General features: G+C 70.7%; 20 protein-coding genes. 12 read left to right on the top strand and 8 right to left on the bottom strand.

All coding sequences use genetic code 11. The features are described 5' to 3' along the window. Window positions 1-53: 53 nt before the first annotated feature. The 3 genes from ACIHIX_RS04535 to ACIHIX_RS04525 all read right to left on the bottom strand — a co-directional run bounded on the left by ACIHIX_RS04535 (window position 54) and on the right by ACIHIX_RS04525 (window position 2,559). The gene (locus ACIHIX_RS04535) at window positions 54-521 is read right to left on the bottom strand and encodes a VOC family protein (RefSeq protein WP_399949547.1); all 468 of its coding nucleotides are present in this window, start codon (window positions 519-521) and stop codon (window positions 54-56) included. A 38-nt stretch (window positions 522-559) separates the two neighbouring features. Further along, window positions 560-1,588 carry an EamA family transporter RarD gene (gene rarD / locus ACIHIX_RS04530; RefSeq protein ID WP_399949545.1) on the bottom strand — a complete coding sequence of 343 codons (1,029 nt, stop codon included), beginning with the start codon at window positions 1,586-1,588 and terminating at the stop codon, window positions 560-562. A gap of 116 nt (window positions 1,589-1,704) precedes the next feature. Next, a complete protein-coding gene (locus ACIHIX_RS04525) occupies window positions 1,705-2,559 on the bottom strand; it encodes an SDR family oxidoreductase (protein WP_399949543.1) in 855 nt (284 codons plus the stop codon). Between the two features lie 91 nt (window positions 2,560-2,650). Between ACIHIX_RS04525 and ACIHIX_RS04520 the strand changes: the two genes are divergently transcribed. The 3 genes from ACIHIX_RS04520 to ACIHIX_RS04510 all read left to right on the top strand — a co-directional run bounded on the left by ACIHIX_RS04520 (window position 2,651) and on the right by ACIHIX_RS04510 (window position 4,090). Beyond that, entirely contained in the window at window positions 2,651-3,058 is a 408-nt protein-coding gene (locus ACIHIX_RS04520) for a winged helix-turn-helix transcriptional regulator (protein WP_399949541.1), read from the top strand. 155 nt (window positions 3,059-3,213) lie between these two features. Beyond that, window positions 3,214-3,711: a DUF6082 family protein gene (locus ACIHIX_RS04515; RefSeq protein WP_399949539.1), complete on the top strand. Its 498-nt coding sequence runs from the start codon at window positions 3,214-3,216 to the stop codon at window positions 3,709-3,711. 118 nt (window positions 3,712-3,829) lie between these two features. Further along, window positions 3,830-4,090 carry a hypothetical protein gene (locus tag ACIHIX_RS04510; protein WP_399949537.1) on the top strand — a complete coding sequence of 87 codons (261 nt, stop codon included), beginning with the start codon at window positions 3,830-3,832 and terminating at the stop codon, window positions 4,088-4,090. A 60-nt stretch (window positions 4,091-4,150) separates the two neighbouring features. Here the strand turns inward: ACIHIX_RS04510 and ACIHIX_RS04505 are convergent, their stop codons facing one another. The 3 genes from ACIHIX_RS04505 to ACIHIX_RS04495 all read right to left on the bottom strand — a co-directional run bounded on the left by ACIHIX_RS04505 (window position 4,151) and on the right by ACIHIX_RS04495 (window position 8,064). Continuing rightward, window positions 4,151-5,230: a 2-oxoacid:ferredoxin oxidoreductase subunit beta gene (locus ACIHIX_RS04505; RefSeq protein WP_329335904.1), complete on the bottom strand. Its 1,080-nt coding sequence runs from the start codon at window positions 5,228-5,230 to the stop codon at window positions 4,151-4,153. Next, on the bottom strand, window positions 5,223-7,151 hold the full coding sequence (locus ACIHIX_RS04500) for a 2-oxoacid:acceptor oxidoreductase subunit alpha (RefSeq protein ID WP_399949535.1): 1,929 nt from the start codon (window positions 7,149-7,151) through the stop codon (window positions 5,223-5,225). The genes ACIHIX_RS04505 and ACIHIX_RS04500 overlap by 8 nt, the downstream gene beginning before the upstream one ends. A gap of 253 nt (window positions 7,152-7,404) precedes the next feature. After that, the gene (locus tag ACIHIX_RS04495; RefSeq protein WP_399950068.1) at window positions 7,405-8,064 is read right to left on the bottom strand and encodes a LuxR C-terminal-related transcriptional regulator; all 660 of its coding nucleotides are present in this window, start codon (window positions 8,062-8,064) and stop codon (window positions 7,405-7,407) included. Window positions 8,065-8,366: 302 nt separating this feature from the next. Between ACIHIX_RS04495 and ACIHIX_RS04490 the strand changes: the two genes are divergently transcribed. Beyond that, window positions 8,367-9,347, top strand: coding sequence for a zinc-binding alcohol dehydrogenase family protein (locus ACIHIX_RS04490; RefSeq protein ID WP_399949533.1), 981 nt, complete (start codon window positions 8,367-8,369; stop codon window positions 9,345-9,347). A 70-nt stretch (window positions 9,348-9,417) separates the two neighbouring features. Here ACIHIX_RS04490 and ACIHIX_RS04485 read toward each other — a convergent pair whose 3' ends face one another. Together ACIHIX_RS04485 and ACIHIX_RS04480 are read right to left on the bottom strand one after the other, a co-directional pair. Continuing rightward, on the bottom strand, window positions 9,418-10,755 hold the full coding sequence (locus ACIHIX_RS04485) for a sensor histidine kinase (RefSeq protein WP_399949531.1): 1,338 nt from the start codon (window positions 10,753-10,755) through the stop codon (window positions 9,418-9,420). Window positions 10,756-10,914: 159 nt separating this feature from the next. Continuing rightward, window positions 10,915-12,129, bottom strand: coding sequence for a sensor histidine kinase (locus ACIHIX_RS04480; protein WP_399949529.1), 1,215 nt, complete (start codon window positions 12,127-12,129; stop codon window positions 10,915-10,917). Between the two features lie 216 nt (window positions 12,130-12,345). Between ACIHIX_RS04480 and ACIHIX_RS04475 the strand changes: the two genes are divergently transcribed. From ACIHIX_RS04475 to ACIHIX_RS04440, 8 genes are read left to right on the top strand one after another with little or no spacing between them, the layout of a single operon-like run. Next, the gene (locus tag ACIHIX_RS04475) at window positions 12,346-12,750 is read left to right on the top strand and encodes an NADH-quinone oxidoreductase subunit A (protein WP_399949527.1); all 405 of its coding nucleotides are present in this window, start codon (window positions 12,346-12,348) and stop codon (window positions 12,748-12,750) included. Further along, window positions 12,741-13,394: an NADH-quinone oxidoreductase subunit B gene (locus tag ACIHIX_RS04470; RefSeq protein WP_399949525.1), complete on the top strand. Its 654-nt coding sequence runs from the start codon at window positions 12,741-12,743 to the stop codon at window positions 13,392-13,394. The genes ACIHIX_RS04475 and ACIHIX_RS04470 overlap by 10 nt, the downstream gene beginning before the upstream one ends. After that, entirely contained in the window at window positions 13,391-15,166 is a 1,776-nt protein-coding gene (locus ACIHIX_RS04465; RefSeq protein ID WP_399949523.1) for an NADH-quinone oxidoreductase subunit C, read from the top strand. Before ACIHIX_RS04470 ends, ACIHIX_RS04465 begins: the two co-directional genes overlap by 4 nt. Further along, a complete protein-coding gene (locus tag ACIHIX_RS04460) occupies window positions 15,163-16,131 on the top strand; it encodes an NADH-quinone oxidoreductase subunit H (protein WP_399949521.1) in 969 nt (322 codons plus the stop codon). The genes ACIHIX_RS04465 and ACIHIX_RS04460 overlap by 4 nt, the downstream gene beginning before the upstream one ends. After that, window positions 16,131-16,703: a NuoI/complex I 23 kDa subunit family protein gene (locus tag ACIHIX_RS04455; RefSeq protein ID WP_399949519.1), complete on the top strand. Its 573-nt coding sequence runs from the start codon at window positions 16,131-16,133 to the stop codon at window positions 16,701-16,703. The genes ACIHIX_RS04460 and ACIHIX_RS04455 overlap by 1 nt, the downstream gene beginning before the upstream one ends. Beyond that, window positions 16,700-17,374, top strand: coding sequence for an NADH-quinone oxidoreductase subunit J (locus ACIHIX_RS04450; RefSeq protein WP_399949517.1), 675 nt, complete (start codon window positions 16,700-16,702; stop codon window positions 17,372-17,374). The genes ACIHIX_RS04455 and ACIHIX_RS04450 overlap by 4 nt, the downstream gene beginning before the upstream one ends. After that, window positions 17,374-17,796 (top strand): NADH-quinone oxidoreductase subunit NuoK, encoded by a 423-nt coding sequence (nuoK, locus tag ACIHIX_RS04445; protein ID WP_399949515.1) that lies wholly within the window; start codon window positions 17,374-17,376, stop codon window positions 17,794-17,796. The genes ACIHIX_RS04450 and nuoK overlap by 1 nt, the downstream gene beginning before the upstream one ends. Then, on the top strand, window positions 17,793-19,787 hold the full coding sequence (locus ACIHIX_RS04440) for an NADH-quinone oxidoreductase subunit L (RefSeq protein WP_399949513.1): 1,995 nt from the start codon (window positions 17,793-17,795) through the stop codon (window positions 19,785-19,787). The genes nuoK and ACIHIX_RS04440 overlap by 4 nt, the downstream gene beginning before the upstream one ends. The last annotated feature ends 4 nt before the right edge of the window (window positions 19,788-19,791 follow it).

Below are 19,791 nucleotides of genomic sequence, written 5' to 3'. Positions count from 1 at the left end.
TCAGGACAGCGGTGTTCGTATACCGGTCGGCGGTGTCCACGCGGTCGGCCTCGTCATTGCACGCAGAACTCGTTCCCCTCCGGGTCGGCCATCACCACCCACGCGCCCGAGGGTTCCCGCACCTCCCGCAGCACGCGCGCGCCGAGCCCGGTCAGCCGCTCGACCTCGGCCGCCCGCAGTCCGTCCCCGGGGTGCAGATCGAGATGGAGCCGGTTCTTCCCGGTCTTCTCCTCCGGCACCCGCTGGAACAGCACCCGCCGCCCGAGCCCGGTGCCGCTGTCCTTGTCGTACGGGTCCTCGGGATGCCGTACGGCGACCAGGTCGCGGAAGGCGAGACGGGCGTGGAACTCCACGGTGGCCTCGCGCGGCAGCGCGCCGAGTTCCAGGAGCCGCTGGATGAGGGCGTCGTTGTCCTCAACCTCGTAGTGCAGCGCGGCGGCCCAGAAGTCGGCCTGGGACTGCGGGTTCGCGCAGTCGATCACGAGCTTCCAGTGCACGGGGGCTGGGGTGGTGTGCGTCATGCGGTCACTTATAGCGGCGCACTGGGTCGGAGGCTGTCCTAAACGCGGTCCGTGCCGCGGACGAGTTCTACGGCCGCGTCCACCGGGTCCGCCCCGGCGGCGACGGTGTCCGTGTCCCGTACGGGGACTGGGGCGCCGGCCGCCACCGTGGCGGCGGACCTGGCCGGCCGCGTCCGCGCCCTGCGGGCCGACCGCAGCGCGTCCCAGGTCAGCAGCGACAGGGCCAGCCAGACCAGGGCGAAGCCCGCCCAGCGCTCGGGCGGCATGGCCTCGCCGAAGTAGAGGACACCGAGGAGGAACTGGAAGACCGGCGCCAGGTACTGCAACAGGCCCAGGGTGGACAGCGGCACGCGGATCGCGGCGGCGCCGAAGCAGATGAGGGGGAGCGCGGTGACCAGGCCGGTCCCGGCGAGCATCGCGGCGTGCCCGGGGCCCTCGGTGAGGATGGTGGCGTCACCCTGGGAGGCCAGCCACAGCAGGTACCCGGTCGCGGGCAGGAACTGCAGCGCGGTCTCGGCGGCCAGCGACTCCAGGCCGCCGAGGTTGACCTTCTTCTTCACCAGGCCGTAGGTGGCGAAGGAGAAGGCGAGGATCAGCGAGATCCACGGCGGACGCCCGTACCCGATGGTGAGGACGACGACCGCGGCGGCGCCGACCCCGACCGCCGTCCACTGCACGGGCCGCAGCCGCTCCTTGAGCAGCAGCACGCCCATCGCGATGGTGACCAGCGGGTTGATGAAGTAACCGAGCGAGGCCTCCACGACCCGGTCGTTGTTCACGGCCCAGATGTAGACGCCCCAGTTCACGGCGATGACGGCCGCCGCGACCGCGATCAGCGCGAGGCGGCGCGGCTGGCGCAGCAGCTCCCCGGCCCACCTCCAGCGGCGCAGGACGAGCAGGGCCAGGGCGACGACGAGCAGGGACCACACCATCCGGTGGGCCAGCACCTCGAAGGGGCCGGCCGGCTTCAGCAGCGGGAAGTACAGGGGGAACAGCCCCCACATCCCGTATGCGGCGAAGCCGTTCAGCAGTCCTATGCGTTGCTCACCGCTCGGCTTCCCGGTCACGGGGCCTCCCTCTCGAATGCGTCGCCCGGATGAAGGTAACGCCGAGCGCCCCCGCCTGTCATGTCCGTATCGCTATACGGTCATGACAGGCGGGGTGGGAGGCGGCGCGGGTGCCGTCAGCCCTTGAGGGCGATGGCGATCGCGTCGGCCAGCGGGGTGGTCGGCCGACCGGCGAGGCGGGACAGGTCGCCGGAGTCGACGACCAGCTCACCCTTGGCTATGGAGGCGTCCACGCCCGCGAGGATCACGGCGAACTGCTCGGGCAGTCCGGCGCCGGTCAGGATGCCGACCAGGGCCTCACCGGGCACGTCGTTGTAGGCGATCTCCTTGCCGGTCTGCCGACTGAGCTCGGCCGCGTACTCGGCGAAGCTCCACGCGGTGTCGCCGCCGAGCTCGTACGTCTGGTTCTCGTGCCCCTCGCCGGTGAGGACGGCCGCCGCGGCGGCGGCGTAGTCGGCGCGCGAGGCGGAGGAGACCCGGCCCTCGCCGGCGGCGGCGACGACGGCGTTGTGCTCCAGGGTGGGGCCGAGGTTCTCGGTGTAGTTCTCGTGGTACCAGCCGTTGCGCAGCAGCGTGTAGGGCAGGCCGGAGGCGAGGAGCACCTTCTCGGTGGCGCGGTGGTCGTCGGCGAGCGCGGCGCCGAGGCTGCCCGGGGCGCTGGTGTAGGCGAGCAGGGCGACGCCGGCGGCCTTGGCCGCGTTGATGACGACCGTGTGCTGGCCCGGGCGGTCGTTGCCGACCTCGCTGCCGGAGATGAGGAGCACCTTGTCGCCCTCGGCGAAGACGCTGTCGAACGTCTCGGGGGTGTTGTAGTCGGCCACGGCGATCTGCACGCCCTTCGCCGCGAGCTCGGCACCCTTTTCCGCGCTGCGCACGACCGCGGTGACCTGGTCGGCCGGGACCTTCTCCAGCAGCTGCTCGATGACGTGGCGGCCCAGGTGACCGTTGGCTCCGGTGACGACGATGCTCATGATGTGCGATCTCCTTGTGGGGTGCGGATGCACTAACCGTAGGAGATGCGCTAACTGATGGAAAGTACCCACTTTGAAGTAAGGTACTGGCATGGCAGTAAGTAACCTCTCTCCGTCCGGGCAGGCCGTGGAGGCGATGTGCCCCCACCGCCTCGTCCTGGAGCACGTCACCAGCCGCTGGGGCGTCCTGGTCCTGATCGAGCTGCTGAACCGCCCCTACCGCTTCAGCGAACTCCGCCGCGCGATCAACGTCCTCGGCGGCCGGGGCGTCAGCGAGAAGATGCTCACCCAGACTCTCCAGACCCTCGAACGCGACGGCCTCGTCCACCGCGACGCACGGCCCGTGATCCCCCCGAGGGTGGACTACTCCCTCACCGACCTGGGCCGGGAGGCGGCGGAACAGGTACGGGGTCTGGCGCTGTGGACGGAACGGCGGATGGGCGAGGTGGAGAAGGCGCGGCAGGCGTACGACGAGACGAAGAACCGCGGGCAGGCGTAGGGCGAGGCGAAGAACCGCGGGCAGGCGTAGGGCGAGGCGAAGAACCGCGCCTGAGCTCTGAGCGGGCGTCCTTCCGTGCGCCCCCTTTCCGCCCCGAGCGCGGACCCGGGCCGCCGGGCACCATGAGGGTCCGCGACCAGGGGGGACTCGTTGCCATGGCCACACCGTTACGCGCGCTCTTCGGCCGGGGTGCCCGCCGCCGGCGCCAGGAGGAACTGCTGACGGCGCTCCTGGGGCAGCTGACCCTCATGACCGAGGAGATCCGCCGCGCCAACCTCATCCAGCACCACCGCCTGATCGCCGAACAGCAGGGCCGGGCCATGGACGACCCGTCGCTCGCCGACGCCGCCAGCTCGCTGACCGGCGTGTCCGAGGAGCGGCGCCGCCAGATCCTGTTCGTGAACCGCTGGTACGCGGCCATGCTGCTCTCGTACCGGGTCGGCTCGGTCGACTGGGAGGAACTCCGGGGCCATCTGCGGGTGTTGTGCCGCGGCGGAGTCTTCGCGGAGTACTGGGAACGCACGGCCGAACACCGCAGCGAACTCCCCGAGGACTCCCTGGAGGCCAGAGTCGGGCGGACCGTCGACGCGATCCTGGAGGAGCGGGCGGACGACCCGGACGAGTGGTGGGTGGTGGGGTCGCCGCGGATCTGATCACGCGAACGAGTGGGTATGCGGAGTCGTTTGAGCGGTCATAGATCAAGAGTCGCGTCAAGCAGGTCCGCTCACGTCGTGGTCGTGTCGCGCGGCAAACCCCCCGAAGGAGTACACCGTGAAGTTGGACGAACCCCCAGTCCGCCTCATCAGTCGAAGACTGGGCGACACTCCGCGCCAACGAGGCAGCCATTCCAGCGAGACCTGCCCCGACCTCTTCGAACTCTCCGACGGCAACTTCGCCGTCATCGGCACCGAAGCCACCGACGAACTCGAGCCCCATCTCCCCGCCGACGCAGGCCGCGCCGACTACGAACGCATCGTCGTCGTCAGCCGCGAGACGCTGATCAGGGCCAAGCGGGACATCCCCGACGCCTGACAGCCGTGAGGCCTGGATGCCGTACGACATCCAGGCCCCCGGGACGCGTCAGCCCACGACTCAGCCCACGACCGTCCAGGTGTCGCCGCCCGCGAGCAGCGCCGCCAGATCACCCTTGCCGTTCTGCTCGATCGCCGTGTCGAGCTGGTCGGCCATCTGCGTGTCGTACACCGGCCGGTCCACGGACCGCAGGACGCCGATGGGCGTGTGGTGCAGGGTGTCCGGGTCGGCGAGGCGGGAGAGGGCGAAGGCGGTGGTCGGGGACGCCGCGTGGGCGTCGTGGACCAGGATCTCGGCCTCGTTGTCCGCGGTCACCGTCACCACCTTCAGATCACCGGTCAGCCGGTCCCGTACGACCCCCTTGGAACCGTCCGTGCCGAAGCGGATCGGCTGCCCGTGTTCGAGGCGGATCACCGCCTCCTCCGCCTGCTGGCGGTCCTTGAGCACCTCGAAGGCGCCGTCGTTGAAGATGTTGCAGTTCTGGTAGATCTCGATCAGCGCCGTACCCGGATGGGCCGCGGCCTGGCGCAGGACCTCCGTGAGGTGCTTGCGGTCGGAGTCCACCGTCCGCGCCACGAACGACGCCTCCGCGCCGATCGCCAGCGACACCGGGTTGAAGGGCGCGTCCAGCGACCCCATCGGCGTCGACTTGGTGATCTTCCCGACCTCGGAGGTGGGGGAGTACTGGCCCTTGGTCAGCCCGTAGATCCGGTTGTTGAACAGCAGGATCTTGAGGTTGACGTTTCTGCGCAGCGCGTGGATCAGGTGGTTGCCGCCGATCGACAGCGCGTCACCGTCACCGGTGACCACCCATACGCTCAAGTCCCGCCGCGAGGTGGCCAGTCCGGTCGCGATGGCGGGGGCGCGGCCGTGGATGGAGTGCATGCCGTACGTGTTCATGTAGTACGGGAAGCGGGACGAGCAGCCGATGCCCGAGACGAAGACGATGTTCTCCTTGGCCAGGCCGAGTTCGGGCATGAAGCCCTGCACGGCGGCGAGGATCGCGTAGTCACCGCAGCCGGGGCACCAGCGCACCTCCTGGTCGGACTTGAAGTCCTTCATCGCCTGGCGTCCCTCGGCCTTCGGGACGAGGGAAAGCGCCTCGATCGTGCCCGTGCCTTCCGTGGACGTCTCAGCCATCGATGGCCTCCTTGAGAGCCGTGGCGAGCTGTTCGGCCTTGAACGGCATGCCGTTGACCTGGTTGTAGGAGTGGGCGTCCACCAGGTACTTCGCCCGGATCAGCGTGGCCAGCTGCCCCAGGTTCATCTCCGGGATCACGACCTTGTCGTACCGCCGCAGCACGGTGCCGAGATTCCGGGGGAACGGGTTGAGATGGCGCAGATGGGCCTGCGCGATGGACTCGCCGGCCGCCCGCAGCCGGCGCACGGCCGCGGTGATCGGGCCGTACGTCGAGCCCCAGCCCAGCACCAGGGTGCGCGCCTCGTGCGGGTCGTCGACCTCGACGTCCGGTACGTCGATGCCGTCGATCTTGGCCTGCCGGGTGCGGACCATGAAGTCGTGGTTGGCGGGGTCGTAGGAGATGTTGCCCGTGCCGTCCTGCTTCTCGATGCCGCCGATGCGGTGTTCGAGACCGGGCGTGCCGGGGACGGCCCAGGGGCGGGCCAGGGTCTGCGGGTCGCGCTTGTACGGCCAGAAGACCTCGGTGCCGTCCTCCAGGGTGTGGTTCGGACCCTGCGCGAACTGCACGGTCAGGTCCGGGAGTTCGTCCTGCTCCGGGATGCGCCAGGGCTCGCTGCCATTGGCGAGGTAGCCGTCGGAGAGCAGCATCACCGGGGTGCGGTAGGTGAGCGCGATACGTGTCGCCTCCAGCGCCGCGGCGAAGCAGTCGGCCGGGGTGCACGGGGCGACGATCGGGACCGGCGCCTCGCCGTTGCGGCCGAACATCGCCTGGAGCAGGTCCGCCTGCTCGGTCTTGGTCGGCAGACCCGTGGACGGGCCGCCGCGCTGGATGTCGATGACGAGCAGGGGCAGTTCCAGGGAGACCGCGAGCCCGATCGTCTCGGACTTCAGCGCCACACCGGGACCACTGGTGGTCGTCACCGCCAGCGAACCGCCGAAGGCCGCGCCGAGTGCCGCGCCGATGCCGGCGATCTCGTCCTCCGCCTGGAAGGTGCGGACACCGAAGTTCTTGTGCTTGCTCAGCTCGTGCAGGATGTCGGAGGCCGGAGTGATCGGGTACGAGCCCAGATACAGCGGTAGGTCCGCCTGCCGGGACGCGGCGACCAGTCCGTAGGACAGGGCCAGGTTCCCGGAGATATTGCGGTAGGTGCCGGTCGGGAAGGCGGTGGCGGCCGGGGCGACCTCGTAGGAGACCGCGAAGTCCTCGGTCGTCTCACCGAAGTTCCAGCCCGCGCGGAAGGCCGCGATATTGGCCGCCGCGATGTCCGGCTTCTTGGCGAACTTCGAGGTCAGGAACTTCTCCGTGCCCTCGGTCGGCCGGTGGTACATCCACGACAAGAGGCCGAGCGCGAACATGTTCTTGCTGCGCTCGGCCTCTTTGCGGGACAGGTCGAAGTCCTTCAGTGCCTCCACCGTGAGGGTCGTCAGGGGTACAGGGTGGAGGCTGTACCCGTCGAGCGACCCGTCTTCCAAGGGGCTCTCGGAGTATCCGACTTTCTGCATCGCCCGTTTGGTGAACTCATCCGTGTTGACGATGATCTCCGCGCCGCGTGGCAGATCGGCGATATTGGCCCGCAGGGCCGCCGGATTCATCGCGACGAGGACGTTGGGAGCGTCACCCGGGGTCAGGATGTCGTGATCGGCGAAGTGGAGCTGGAAGCTGGAGACACCCGGCAGGGTTCCGGCAGGGGCCCGGATCTCGGCGGGGAAGTTGGGGAGAGTGGACAGATCGTTGCCGAAGGTGGCCGTCTCGGAGGTGAAGCGGTCGCCGGTGAGCTGCATACCGTCACCCGAGTCCCCCGCGAAGCGGATGATCACCCGGTCGAGGCGGCGGACGTCCTTGGTCCCTGCCACTTTGCGCTGCTCTCCCACGACGGCTTCGTCGGCCTGCTCCGCTGGGCTACTGACCTGGCTGGTCACTGAACTGGACCTCCTTCGAGGCGGCTGTCCGGGACAGGCCTTCCCGCAGGCCTTCCCTGGATCAACCCTACGTCCGTAAGGGTCGCCTTCCTGTGGCCAATCGCATGATGGACACGATTTTGAGACGCCCTGCCGCCCTGACTTGTCATGATTTCTCGCCCCCCGGCGCTTCCCTACAAGACGCCCAGTACTCCCGTTCGGTTCTCGGACTCGGTGACCGTTGCACCCATACGGCTGACACGGTGTCAGGTCATCAGGAGTTCAGATAGGTGAGGACCGCGAGAACCCGACGGTGATCCCCGTCACTGGGGGACAGCCCCAGCTTCAGGAAGATATTGCTGACGTGCTTCTCCACCGCTCCGTCGCTCACCACCAACTGCCGGGCGATCGCCGAGTTCGTCCGTCCCTCGGCCATCAGCCCCAGCACCTCACGCTCCCGGGGGGTGAGGCCCGCGAGCACGTCCTGCTTGCGGCTGCGCCCCAGCAACTGCGCCACGACCTCCGGGTCCAGGGCCGTACCCCCCTGGGCGACCCGCACCACCGCGTCCACGAACTCACGCACCTCGGCTACCCGGTCCTTGAGCAGATAGCCGACGCCGCGACTGGACCCGGCGAGAAGTTCGGTCGCGTACCGCTCCTCCACGTACTGCGACAGCACCAGCACCCCGAGCCCCGGATGGGCCTTGCGCAGCTGTACGGCGGCCCGCACCCCTTCGTCGGTGTGCGTGGGCGGCATCCGCACATCGGCCACCACCACGTCCGGCAGCTCCCCCTGCCCGTCGAGCTCCGTGATGGTCTTGACCAGCGCCTCCCCGTCGCCCACCCCGGCGACGACGTCATGCCCGCGGTCGGTCAGCAGCCGGGTCAGCCCCTCCCTGAGCAGCACTGAATCCTCGGCGATGACCACCCGCACCCTGTCCTCCACGATCCTCGGCCCCCCACACCCCGACTCCGCGCCCGTCTCCCCGACGAGCAAAGTCCAGCATTCCAGCATTCCCACCGGCTCGTGCCGGAGCAACGGGATTCGGGGCCGATGAACTGCGACAACCTGCGAAGAACTGCGAAGAACCGCGGCGAACCGCGAAGAACGCCGATGAACAGCGTGTGAAACGAGCCGACGCGGCGCGTTCGGCAGGAATACGGGGGTCGCCACGAGGAGTTCCGGCCTCCATCGCGGCTGAGCGATCGACGAGCGAGGGAGGCCCTGTGCGGGCGATGGCGTTCAGCAGGACCGGCGGACCGGAGGTACTCCACCTCATCGACCTGCCCACCCCCACCCCGGGCCCCGGCGAGATCCTCCTCCGCGTCGCGTACGCGGGCGTCAACTACGGAGAGATCCAGCACCGCCTCGGAGACTTCGGCGAGCCGGACGGGGAGACGGTGACGGGGCTGGAGGCGGCGGGAGTGGTGGCCGCGGTGGGGGAGGGGGTGGCGGGGGATCCGTCGGTGGGGGACCGGGTTGCCGCGTATCTGCCCGACGGTGGCGGCTACGCCGAGTACGCCGTCGTCCCGGCCGCGTTCGCCTTCCCGCTCCCCGACGCCCTCGACCTGCGCACCGGCGGCGGCGCCGCCCTCGTCCTGACCACGGCGTACGGCGTCCTGGCCGGGGCGGCCCGCCTCGCGCCCGGCGACACGGTCCTGATCCACGCCGCCGCGGGCGGCGTCGGAGGCGTGGCCGCACAGCTGGCCCGGACGCTGGGGGCGCGGGCGGTGTACGGCACGGTGAGCACACCGGAGAAGGCCGAGTACGCCCGCGCCGCCTTCGGCTACGACGAGGTCTTCGTGCGGGACGCCTTCCCGCAGGCGGTGCGGGCGGCGACCGCCGGCCGTGGTGTCGACGTGGTCCTGGACCCGGTGGGCGGCCCGACCCGGCAGGCGAGCCTCGACGCCCTGGCCCCCTTCGGCCGGGTCGCGGTCTACGGCGAGGCGGCCCGCCACCCCGACCTGCACCTGCCGGTCCTCCCGCTCTGGAAGAACAACCGCACCCTGACCGGCTACAACATCGGCGACCTGGCCCGCCGCGCCCCCGAAACCCTGCGCGCCCACGCCCTGAACGCACTGCGCCTGGCAGCAGAGGGAGCGGTACGCCTGGACATCACGGAGGAGTACGACCTGCCCGACGCGGCAGCGGCCCACCACCTGCTGGGGGAGGGGCGCAACAAGGGCAAGACGGTGCTGAGGGTGGGAGGGGCGTGACCGTCGCCCGGTGGTGAGGGCGGGCGGGTGACTTCGCCTGGTCCCGCCCGCCCTCCGGACGACCGTCTCCTCAGACCCGCTCACCCCGCCACGGCAGCTCCGCCGTGACCCGAGTAGGTCCGCCCACCGGCGAGTCCACCACCAGAATCCCGTCCACCGCGTCGAGCCGCTCGGCCAACCCGGCCAACCCCGACCCGCCGGAGGCACTCGCACCGCCCACTCCGTTGTCCACCACCTGCAACATCAGCCGGTTCTCCACCCGCCACACGTCCACCCCCGCCCACGTGGCCCGCGAGTGCTTGCTGATGTTCTGGAGCAGCTCCGACACCGTGAAGTACGCGATCCCCTCGATCGCCGGCGCCGGCCGCTCCACCAGGTCCACCTCCACCTGCACCGGCACCGTGCACCGCGAGGCGACCGACGACAGCGCCGCGTCCAGCCCCCGGTCCGTCAGCACCGCCGGATGGATCCCGCGCGCCAGGTCCCGCAGTTCCTGAAGCGCCGTCTTCACCTCACCGTGCGCCTCGTCCACCATCCGCGCCGCCGCCTGCGGATCCTCCGCCAGCTTCTCCTTCGCCAGCCCCAGATCCATCGCCAACGCCACCAGCCGCGCCTGCGCCCCGTCGTGCAGATCCCGCTCGATGCGCCGCAGATCCGCCGCCGCGGTGTCCACCACGACCCCCCGGTCGGATTCCAGCTCCACCACCCGCGTCGCCAGCCGCGACGGGCCGAGCAGCCCGTGCACCAGCAGCCGGTCCACCTGCGTCAGGGCCCGCACGATCCACGGTGTGGCCAGCGTGAACAACAGCCCCACCGACGCCGTCACGCCGATCTCGAAGGGGTTGTCGAGATAGATGTGATGCGTCTCGTCGCCGTACAACTGAAGACCGTCCTGCCCGCCGTACGCCGGGAACAGCCAGAACCACAGCGGATACGTCAGCAGCGCCCACCCGTACGCCCAGAAGTTCAGGGCGACCACGAAGGAGAACACCGACCACGGCAACTGGATCACCGAGTAGAGCAGAGCCCGCCACGAGGCACCGCTCTTCAGTACGGCCCCGATCCAGGCCAGGAAGCCGTGCCCCCGCATCCTCAGCGGCTCCGGATCGGCGACCTCGAGACCCAGCAGCCCGCGCGCCCGCGCCCGCTCCATCGCCCCGAAGCCCCGACACCCGGCCAGCCCCGCCGCGAGCACCGGGACCCCCAGGAACGTCACCAACAGCCCTGCACCGATCGCGACCATCGTGACGCCGTACGTGAACAACACGATGCTGATCGGGAGGCTGAGCAGCACATATCCGAACTCACGCCAGGTGCGTCCCTCGAACGGTGCCCGCAGCCCGGTGGGCAGCCGATGCCGCCGCGGCTCGTCGAGGAACCCGTAGCTCTGTCCGTAGTCCGTGGCCATCGGCGTCGTCCTTCTTCTCGTCCCGCGCCTGGGTGTCGTACCGGTGTCTGCCGTATCTCCACCCTGGTCGACCGCAGGTCAGCGGACCATGGAGTCCGTCGGCGTCTTGGAAGGGGGGTTTTCCCTACCCCCGCCGAGCAGCCGTCCCCGCCGCGCGCCCTACCCCCGCCGCGCGTCCTGCGTCCGGTCCCGCCACGGCAGCTCCGCCGTGACCGTCGTGGGCCCGCCCACCGGCGAGTCGATGACGAACAACCCGTCGACCGCGCCGAGCCGCTCCGCGAGCCCCTGCATCCCGCTGCCCGCGTCGAGGCGCGCGCCGCCCCGGCCGTCGTCCCACACCTGGATGAGCAGCCGGTCGTCCGACCGCCACACCTCCACCGACGCCGACCTCGCCCCGCTGTGCTTGCTGATGTTCTGCAGCAGCTCGGAGACGGTGAAGTAGGCGATGCCCTCGATCGCCGCGGCCGGCCGGGCGTCCAGGTCGGCGGTCACCTTCACCGGCACCGTGCACCGCGAGGCCACCGACGACAGCGCCGCGTCCAGCCCCCGGTCCGTCAGCACCGCCGGATGGATCCCGCGCGCCAGATCCCGCAGTTCCTGAAGCGCCAGCTTCACCTCGCCGTGCGCCTCCTCGACCATCGCCTGCGCGTACTCCGGGTCCTCCAGCAGCTTCTCCTTCGCCAGCCCCAGACCCATGGCGAGGTTGACCAGCCGGGCCTGCGCCCCGTCGTGCAGATCGCGCTCGATGCGGCGTAGATCGGCCGCGGCCGTGTCGACCACGACCCCCCGGTCCGACTCGAGTTCCGCGATACGACGTTCCAGCTCGTCCGACGGCGACAGCAGCCCCCGCACCATCGCCCGGTCCGCGTTGGCGAGCCCCCGCGCGATGAACGGCAGCACCGGCCACAGCAGAAACAGCGAGGTCAGCGTGAGCGTGAAGGTGAGGATGCCCCAGGGCAGCCGGATGAAGTCGTACAGCACCGTCCGCCAGCCCACCGGGTCCTTCAGCATCATCCACAGCTGCTGGAAGAAGCCCGAGTTCTTGGTCTTCAGCGGCAGCGGACTCGGCTCGTCGATCCGCACCCCGAGCAGCTTCCGGGCCCGCCGCCGCTCCAGCGCGCCCAGCTTCCGCGCCCCCATCAGCCCGGCCGCCAGCAACGGGAACCCGATCACCGTCACCGTCAGCCAGAAGCCGGTGAACAGCACCGTCGTGACATACACGAACCCGAGCAACGCCACCGGGAGATTCAGCAGCAGATGCGAGATCTCCTTCCAGGTGTGCGCGTCGTAGGCGAAGCGGACGGGTGGAAGCGGCGACACGTTCTCGGCCCGCGCATGCTCGGCCTGTCGGGAATCTCTGGGGCGTTCGGTCATATGGGCTAGCGTGCCGCGCGGCGCGCCGCGACGCCATGAGGCGGACCGCCGCGCCACCCGGGGGAAAACCCCACCCTGCCCCCCTTCGTCACTTCTTTGTCTCCCATCCGGGCATCTCAAGCTGTGACGGGCTGCTTACGCTCTCTTTAGCAGGCCCTAGACTCCCGTGCGTACAGATCGTCGAACGACGTTGTTCACAGGGAGCGAGGGGCGGACGTGCGGGAACCGACCACTGTCGCCGCGTCGGACTACTCGGACTACTTCCAGTCGTACTCGGTCGTCGGACTGCTCGCCGTCGTCGGCGTGCTGTTCGTCGCGGTCGCCTTCGGCGCCGGACGACTGCTGCGCCCCGTGGTCCCCACCCCCGAGAAACTCCTGACCTACGAGTGCGGCGTCGACCCCGTCGGCGAGGGCTGGGCCCACACCCAGGTCCGCTACTACGTCTACGCCTTCCTCTACGTCATCTTCGCCGTCGACTCGATCTTCCTGTTCCCCTGGGCCACGATCTTCGCCGCCCCCGGCTACGGCGCCACCACCCTCGTCGAGATGTTCATCTTCCTCGGCTTCCTGGCCGTCGGCCTGCTCTACGCATACAAGAAGGGCGTCCTGACATGGGCGTGACGCCGGAAGGAACCTCGGAAGGAACCTCGGGAGTGACCTCGCCGGAGCCCGTGATGCTGCCCGAGCCGAAGCGCCTGGGCGCCCTCGCGCGGCTGGCCCCCGAGCCGATGAAGGTGGTCCTCAACTGGGGCCGCCGCTACTCGCTCTGGGTCTTCAACTTCGGCCTCGCCTGCTGCGCGATCGAGTTCATCGCCGCGTCGATGGCCCGCCACGACTTCATCCGCCTCGGCGTGATCCCCTTCGCGCCGGGTCCGAGGCAGGCCGACCTGATGGTGGTCTCGGGCACGGTCACGGACAAGATGGCCCCGGCGGTGAAGCGCCTGTACGAACAGATGCCGGAACCCAAGTACGTCATCTCCTTCGGCGCCTGCTCCAACTGCGGCGGCCCGTACTGGGACTCCTACTCCGTCACCAAGGGCGTCGACCAGATCATCCCCGTCGACGTCTACGTCCCCGGCTGCCCGCCCCGCCCCGAGGCGCTGCTCCAGGGCATCCTCAAACTCCAGGAGAAGATCGCCCGCGAGTCGCTGGGCGAGCGGTACGGCACGAACGCCCCCACCACCCGCCCCTCCCCGACCGCATTGCAGAGCGACCTGCTGAAGGCACCCTCTCCCACCTCTCCCGTCCCGGGGGAGGAACGATGACCACGACCGGCTGGCTGCCCACCCCCACCGAGGAACTGTTCGGCCCCGACGCCACGGCCGAGGAGTCCTACGACGTCCTCACGGTCGACGTCCCCCCGGCCTCCTGGATCACCTCCCTGCGGACGGCCCGCGACGAACTGGGCTGCACGTACTTCGACTGGCTCAGCGCGGTCGACGAACCCGGCACGGGTTTCCGCGTCGCCGCCCACCTCGCAGCCCTCTCCCCGGTCCGCCGCCTCCTCCTCCGTACGACGGTCCCGCACGAGTCCCCGACCCTGCCCACCGCCGTCGACGTCTTCGCCGGCGCGGCCTGGCACGAACGCGAGACGCACGAAATGTTCGGCGTCGTCTTCGAGGGCCACCCGGCCCTGGACCACCTCCTCCTTCCGGAAACCTTCGAAGGCCACCCCCTCCGCAAGGACTTCGTCCTCGCCGCCCGAGTCGCCAAGGCCTGGCCCGGCGCGAAGGAACCGGGTGAGTCCGAACACGGCGGCCCCAAGCGCCGCCAGATGCTCCCCCCAGGCGTCCCCGACCCCAACGAGTGGGGCCCCCTCAAGGGCCAACTCCCCCCAGCCCCCACTCGCCCCACCCGCACAGCGGGCCCCCGCACCACAGGCGCCGCCCCTGGCGAACGCCCCACCCGCCGCACCCGCACCACGACAGAGGGCTCAGCCACCCAACCGCAGCCCCCGACCCCTCCGGCTACAGGGCCTCGCCGTTCGCGTTCGGCGGCAGAGGGTTCGGCGAGCCAGGCGGAGGTTCAGGGGGCGGCGGGGTCTGCGTTGGCTGAGGGGACACCTGGGGCTTCGGAGACCGCCCCGACTGAGCAGGCACCAGGGGCTTCGACACCTCCGGCCGCGGGTTCGCGCCGTTCGCGTTCGGCGGCGGAGGGTTCGGCGAGCCAGGCGGAGGTTCCGGGGGCGGCGGGAGCTGCGCCGACTGCTGAGGCACCGGCCGCGGGTCAGCGTCGTTCGCGTTCGGCGGCGGAGGGTTCCGCCAGCCAAGCCGACGCACCAGCGACATCCGCGCCCCGGGCAACCGGCCCCCGGCGCTCCCGCACCGCGGCTCAGGGCTCGGCGAGCCAGACGGCAGCCGGCGGCGATGCCGTCGCCGACGCCCAGAGCGAGAGCTCGGCCTCCCAGCGTCCGGCTACCGGCACGGCCCCCGCGGGGCCGCGCCGCTCCCGCAGCGTCTCGGACGGCTCCGCCAGCCAGCGCCCCGCACCTGACGCCACCGACTCCGGCACCACGTCGGCCGACGATGCGCCCGCACCCTCCGCGCCCACGCGCCCCGCCTCAACGGCTCCCCGCAGCGCCGACGCCCCATGGCACCACGCCCGCCCAGCCTTCGACGCACCCGAACCCGGACCCGAACCTGAACGGGAACCCGAACCCCAACGCGAGCCTGACTCCGAACGCGGTCCCGAAGCCGAACCCGACGCGGAGCGATCCCCGGGCTCCACGGCCGAACCGCCACCCGACGCCGAGCCGCGCCCGAAGACCGAGCAGGACCCTCAGGCCCAGGTTCAGGACCAGGCCCCAGTTCAGGACCCGGGCCAGGAACATGTCCCTGCCCAGGAGGAGAAGGCCCCCGCCCCGGACGAGGCACCCGAAGCCCCCGAGCCGCCCGACGCCCTCGGCACGCCGGAACCCCCCGACGCTCCCGACGCCCCCAAGACTCCCAACACCTCGAACACCTCGAGCAGTCCGAGCAGTCCGAGCAAGCCACGCACTCCCCGCACCCCCGAAGACCCCGCAGGAGGCCCGCAGTGAACGACGCTCTCGACGTCGCCCTGCGACTCCTGATCGTCTTCGTCGTCTTCCTCACCTTCCCCCTGATCGTCGGCCAGACCGAGCACAAGGTGATGGCCCATATGCAGGGCCGGCTCGGCCCCATGTACGCCGGCGGCTTCCACGGCTGGGCCCAACTCGTCGCGGACGGCGTGAAGTTCGCGCAGAAGGAAGACGTCGTACCGGCGGGCGCCGACCGCCGCATCTTCCAACTCGCCCCCGCCGTGGCCCTCCTGCCCTACCTCCTGGTCCTGCTCGCCATCCCCATCGGCCCCGGCGAGGGCGCCGTCGGCGAGGTCGTCGACGCCGGCATCTTCTTCGTCCTGGCCGTCATGGGCGTAGGTGTCCTCGGCTCTCTCATGGCCGGCTGGGCCTCCGCCAACAAGTTCTCCCTCCTCGGCGGCCTCCGCACGGCCGCTCAGCTCCTCGCCTACGAACTCCCGATGCTGCTGACCGCCGCCTCCGTCGCGATGGCGGCCGGTACGGTCTCCCTCCCCGGCATCGTCGACGCGTTCGAGTGGTGGTGGCTGCCCTGGCAGATCGTCGGCGCGATCGTCTTCTTCGTCGCCGGCCTCGCCGAACTCCAGCGTCCGCCCTTCGACATGCCCGTCGCCGACTCGGAGATCATCTTCGGCGCCTACACGGAGTACACGGGCCTCCGCTTCGCCCTGTTCCTGCTCGCCGAGTACGCCGGGATCATCGTCCTGTGCGGGCTGACCACCGTCCTCTTCCTGGGCGGCTGGCACGGCCCCTGGGGCGCCGACGGCCTCGGCTGGGTGTGGACCCTCCTGAAGACGGCCGTCCTCGCCTTCATCGTGATCTGGCTCCGCGTGACCTACCCCCGGCTCCGCGAGGACCAGCTGCAGAAGCTGTCCTGGACCCTTCTCGTCCCCCTCTCTCTCGCCCAGATCGCCCTCACCGGCATCGTCAAGGTGGTGATCTCCTAGTGGCCGAGCCCCTTCCGCCCACCCGGCCCCGCTTTCCCGGCTCCGGCCTCGCCAAGGGTCTGGCCGTCACCCTGCGCACGATGACGAAGAAGACCGTCACCGAGCAGTACCCCGACGTCCAGCCCGACCTCCCGCCCCGCACCCGCGGTGTCATCGGCCTGTTCGAGGAGAACTGCACGGTCTGCATGCTCTGCGCCCGGGAGTGCCCGGACTGGTGCATCTACATCGACTCCCACAAGGAGACGGTCCCGCCCGCCGCTCCCGGTGGCCGCGAGCGCAGCCGCAACGTCCTCGACCGCTTCGCCATCGACTTCTCCCTGTGCATGTACTGCGGTATCTGCATCGAGGTCTGTCCTTTCGACGCCCTGTTCTGGTCCCCGGAGTTCGAGTACGCCGAGACCGACATCCACGAGCTCACCCACGAACGGGACAAGCTCCGCGAGTGGATGTGGACCGTCCCGGCCCCGCCCGCCCTCGACCCCGCCGCCGAGGAGCCGAAGGAGATCGCCGCCGCCCGCAAGACCGCCGAGAAGCTGGCGGCGCAGGCGGCACCGCAGGAGGGAGAGTCGTGAGCCTTGCCGCCGGAACCCACGGCTTCCTCTCCCCGACCGGTGTCGAGGTCGCCTTCCTGCTCGTCGGGCTGGTCACCTTCGGCGCCGCCCTCGTCACCGTGACCACCCGGCAGCTGGTGCACGCCGCCCTGTGGCTGGTGGTGACCCTCGGCGGTCTCGCCGTCGAATACCTCCTCCTCACCGCCGAGTTCATCGCCTGGGTGCAGGTCCTCATCTACGTCGGCTCCGTCGTCGTGCTCCTCCTCTTCGGTCTGATGCTCACCAAGGCCCCCATCGGCCGCTCCCCGGACGCCGACTCCGGCAACCGCTGGGCCGCCCTCACGGTCGCCGTCGCCTCGGCAGGTGCCCTGATCTGGGTCGTCGTCGACGCCTTCCGTACGACCTGGATCAATCTGGACGGCCCCGCCGCCGGCTCGACGGAGGCCACCGGAGCGAGCCTCTTCCAGAACTGGGTCCTGCCCTTCGAGGCTCTCTCCGTCCTGCTCCTCGCGGCGCTCGTCGGCGCGATCGTCCTGTCCCGCAAGACGAAGGCGGAGTCGAGCCCGCCCCCTGTGAACTCCCGGGCGTTGTCCGGTGGTTCCCCGTTCGTACCGGATTCCCGTAATCACCCGATCGGGCGAAAAGCACCGACTTCGGGAACCGAGTCGGCCGAGCAGGAAGGCGCCCGCTGATGCACCTCGCCTATCCCGCCGTACTCGCCGCCCTGCTCTTCTGCACCGGCCTCTACGGCGTCCTGGCCCGCCGCAACGCGATCCTGGTCCTGATGTCGGTCGAGCTGATGCTCAACGCCGTCAACCTCAACCTGGTCGCCTTCGACGTGTGGCTCAGCAGGACAGCGGCGGAGACGCTGCACTCCGGCCAGGCCCTGACCCTGTTCACCATCGCCATCGCCGCCGCGGAGATCGGCATCGGCCTGGCCATCGTCCTCGCCGTCTACCGCAACCGCGGCACCTCGGACATCGACAAGCTCCGCGACACCGCCGAGGGACACGGACCCGACGGACCCGAGGGGGCCCGCGGTCCCGACTCCGACGTCTCCGACGACTCCGATGGCGACGCCCCCGCGGCCGAGAAGGCAGAGGCCACCGCGTGACCACCACCACCCTCGCCGTCCTCGTCCCCGTCCTTCCTTTCCTGGGCGCCGTCGTCGGCCTGCTCCTGGGCCGCACGGCCCCCGGCTTCGTCCGCCCGCTCGCCGTGCTGCCGACGCTCGGCTCCCTCGTGCTGGCCGCACTGGTCGCGGTACGCCAGGGCGGGGACGAGGCGGTGAACGCCGCCACCGAGCTCACGCCCACCGGCTCGATCCCGATCGAACTCGCCCTGCACATCGACGGCTTCGCCGCCCTCGTCGCCGTGCTGGTCGGTCTCGTCGCGAGCTGCGTGCAGATCTACTCGACCGGCTATCTGCGCGACGACCCGCGCTACCCCTCCTACGCGGCGCTCGTCTCCCTCTTCACCTCCGCGATGCTCCTCGTCGTCTACTCGGGCGACCTGATGGTGCTGCTGGTCGGCTGGGAAGTCATGGGCATCTGCTCGTACTTCCTCGTCGGCCACTACTGGGAGACCCCGGAGGCCCGCGCCGCCTCCATCAAGGCGTTCCTCGTCACCAAGCTCGGCGACGTCCCCTTCCTCATCGGCCTGTTCGCGCTCGCCACCGACGCCGGGTCCTTCCGCATCACGAAGGTCCTCGGCACCGTCGCGAGCGGGGGCCTGGACCACCCGACCCTGATCGCCCTGCTGCTCCTGGCGGGCGTGGCCGGCAAGTCGGCGCAGTTCCCGCTGCACACCTGGCTCCCGGACGCGATGGCGGGCCCCACACCCGTCTCCGCGCTCATCCACGCGGCGACGATGGTCGCCGCCGGCGTCTATTTCGTCGCGCGACTCCTCCCCGTCTTCGAGGCCTCGCGGGCCGCGATGGTCGTCCTCGCCGTCATGGCCGCCGTCACCATGGCCGGCTCGGCACTGGCCGCCCTCGCCCAGGACGACATCAAACGCGTCCTCGCCTACTCGACGATCGGCCAGCTCGGCTACATGACCGGCGCCCTCGCCGTCGGCGACCGCGGTGCCGCCGTCTTCCACCTCCTGTCGCACGGCGCCTTCAAGGCACTGCTGTTCCTGGCGGCCGGCGTGATCATCCACGCCGCCGGCACCAACTCGCTGGCCGCCATGTCCCGCATGGGCCGGCTGCGCGACCGCGTGCCCGACGCCTACTGGACGATGACCGTGGCGCTCCTAGCGCTCGCCGCGATCCCGCCGTTCAGCGGGTTCTTCTCCAAGGAGTCCGTCCTCGGCGCCGCCGAGCACGTCGCCACCGGCCACACCGAGCACGCTCCCGGCGCGGCGGGCTGGCTCGTCCTGGTCGCCGGCCTGCTCACCGCCCTGCTCACCGCGGCGTACGCGACGCGCCTGTGGCTGCTGGCCTTCCGCGGCCAGGGCGCCGAAGCGCCCGACCACGGCCGTCAGCCCCTCACCATGACCGTCGTGCTGTGGGTCCTCGCGGTCCCGTCCCTAGCCGTCGGCGGGCTCGCCTACCGGGTGCTCCCCGACTGGTTCGACGGCCGCGACCTCACCCCGACCCTCACCACGTCCGTCCTCGGCACCGGCGTGGCCCTGGTCGGCGGCATCGTCACGTACGCGGCCTGGCGGCACACCACCGCCCTCGCGGCCCGCGTCCCGCTGGGCGCGGTCGCCGCCCACCCGGAGGGCGACGCGGCCCGTGTCGAGGCCGAGGCCATCGCCAGCCACGAGCCCGCGTACGGGGACATCGCCTACGCGCCCGACCCCGCGGACCCCGGCCGACTCCTGCTCGGCCCGCTCCACCGGCACGCGGCCGTCGGCTTCCACCTCGACGCCGTCTACTCGGCCCTCTTCGTCCGCCCGGTCCAGGCCGCCGCCACCCTCGTACGGTTCCTCGACCGCGAGGTCGTCGAGACCTACGTACGTGGCGCGGGCGCCCTGCCCCGCCTCCTTGGCGCGGCCGTGCGGCGGGCCCAGACCGGCAATGTGCAGACCTATGTGAGCGCGCTGCTCGCCGGCACCGTCGTCCTGGTGGTCGCCGCCGTCCTCGTCGCCACCGGAGCGTGAGCAG

The sequence above is a fragment of the Streptomyces sp. NPDC051913 genome (assembly GCF_044593635.1).
GTDB lineage: Bacteria > Actinomycetota > Actinomycetes > Streptomycetales > Streptomycetaceae > Streptomyces.
The sequence above is the reverse complement of the archived record's forward strand: the minus strand, read 5'-3'. Positions and strand labels throughout refer to the sequence as shown.

What these genes read in the sequence shown, in the direction of transcription:
- ACIHIX_RS04490 (WP_399949533.1), top strand. Translation starts at nt 8,367, where the DNA reads ATGGCGTTCAGCAGGACCGGCGGACCGGAGGTACTCCACCTCATCGAC.
- ACIHIX_RS04535 (WP_399949547.1), bottom strand. Translation starts at nt 521, where the DNA reads ATGACGCACACCACCCCAGCCCCCGTGCACTGGAAGCTCGTGATCGAC.
- ACIHIX_RS04485 (WP_399949531.1), bottom strand. Translation starts at nt 10,755, where the DNA reads ATGGCCACGGACTACGGACAGAGCTACGGGTTCCTCGACGAGCCGCGG.
- ACIHIX_RS04470 (WP_399949525.1), top strand. Translation starts at nt 12,741, where the DNA reads ATGGGCGTGACGCCGGAAGGAACCTCGGAAGGAACCTCGGGAGTGACC.
- ACIHIX_RS04480 (WP_399949529.1), bottom strand. Translation starts at nt 12,129, where the DNA reads ATGACCGAACGCCCCAGAGATTCCCGACAGGCCGAGCATGCGCGGGCC.
- ACIHIX_RS04520 (WP_399949541.1), top strand. Translation starts at nt 2,651, where the DNA reads ATGGCAGTAAGTAACCTCTCTCCGTCCGGGCAGGCCGTGGAGGCGATG.
- ACIHIX_RS04465 (WP_399949523.1), top strand. Translation starts at nt 13,391, where the DNA reads ATGACCACGACCGGCTGGCTGCCCACCCCCACCGAGGAACTGTTCGGC.
- ACIHIX_RS04505 (WP_329335904.1), bottom strand. Translation starts at nt 5,230, where the DNA reads ATGGCTGAGACGTCCACGGAAGGCACGGGCACGATCGAGGCGCTTTCC.
- ACIHIX_RS04515 (WP_399949539.1), top strand. Translation starts at nt 3,214, where the DNA reads ATGGCCACACCGTTACGCGCGCTCTTCGGCCGGGGTGCCCGCCGCCGG.
- ACIHIX_RS04525 (WP_399949543.1), bottom strand. Translation starts at nt 2,559, where the DNA reads ATGAGCATCGTCGTCACCGGAGCCAACGGTCACCTGGGCCGCCACGTC.
- nuoK (WP_399949515.1), top strand. Translation starts at nt 17,374, where the DNA reads ATGCACCTCGCCTATCCCGCCGTACTCGCCGCCCTGCTCTTCTGCACC.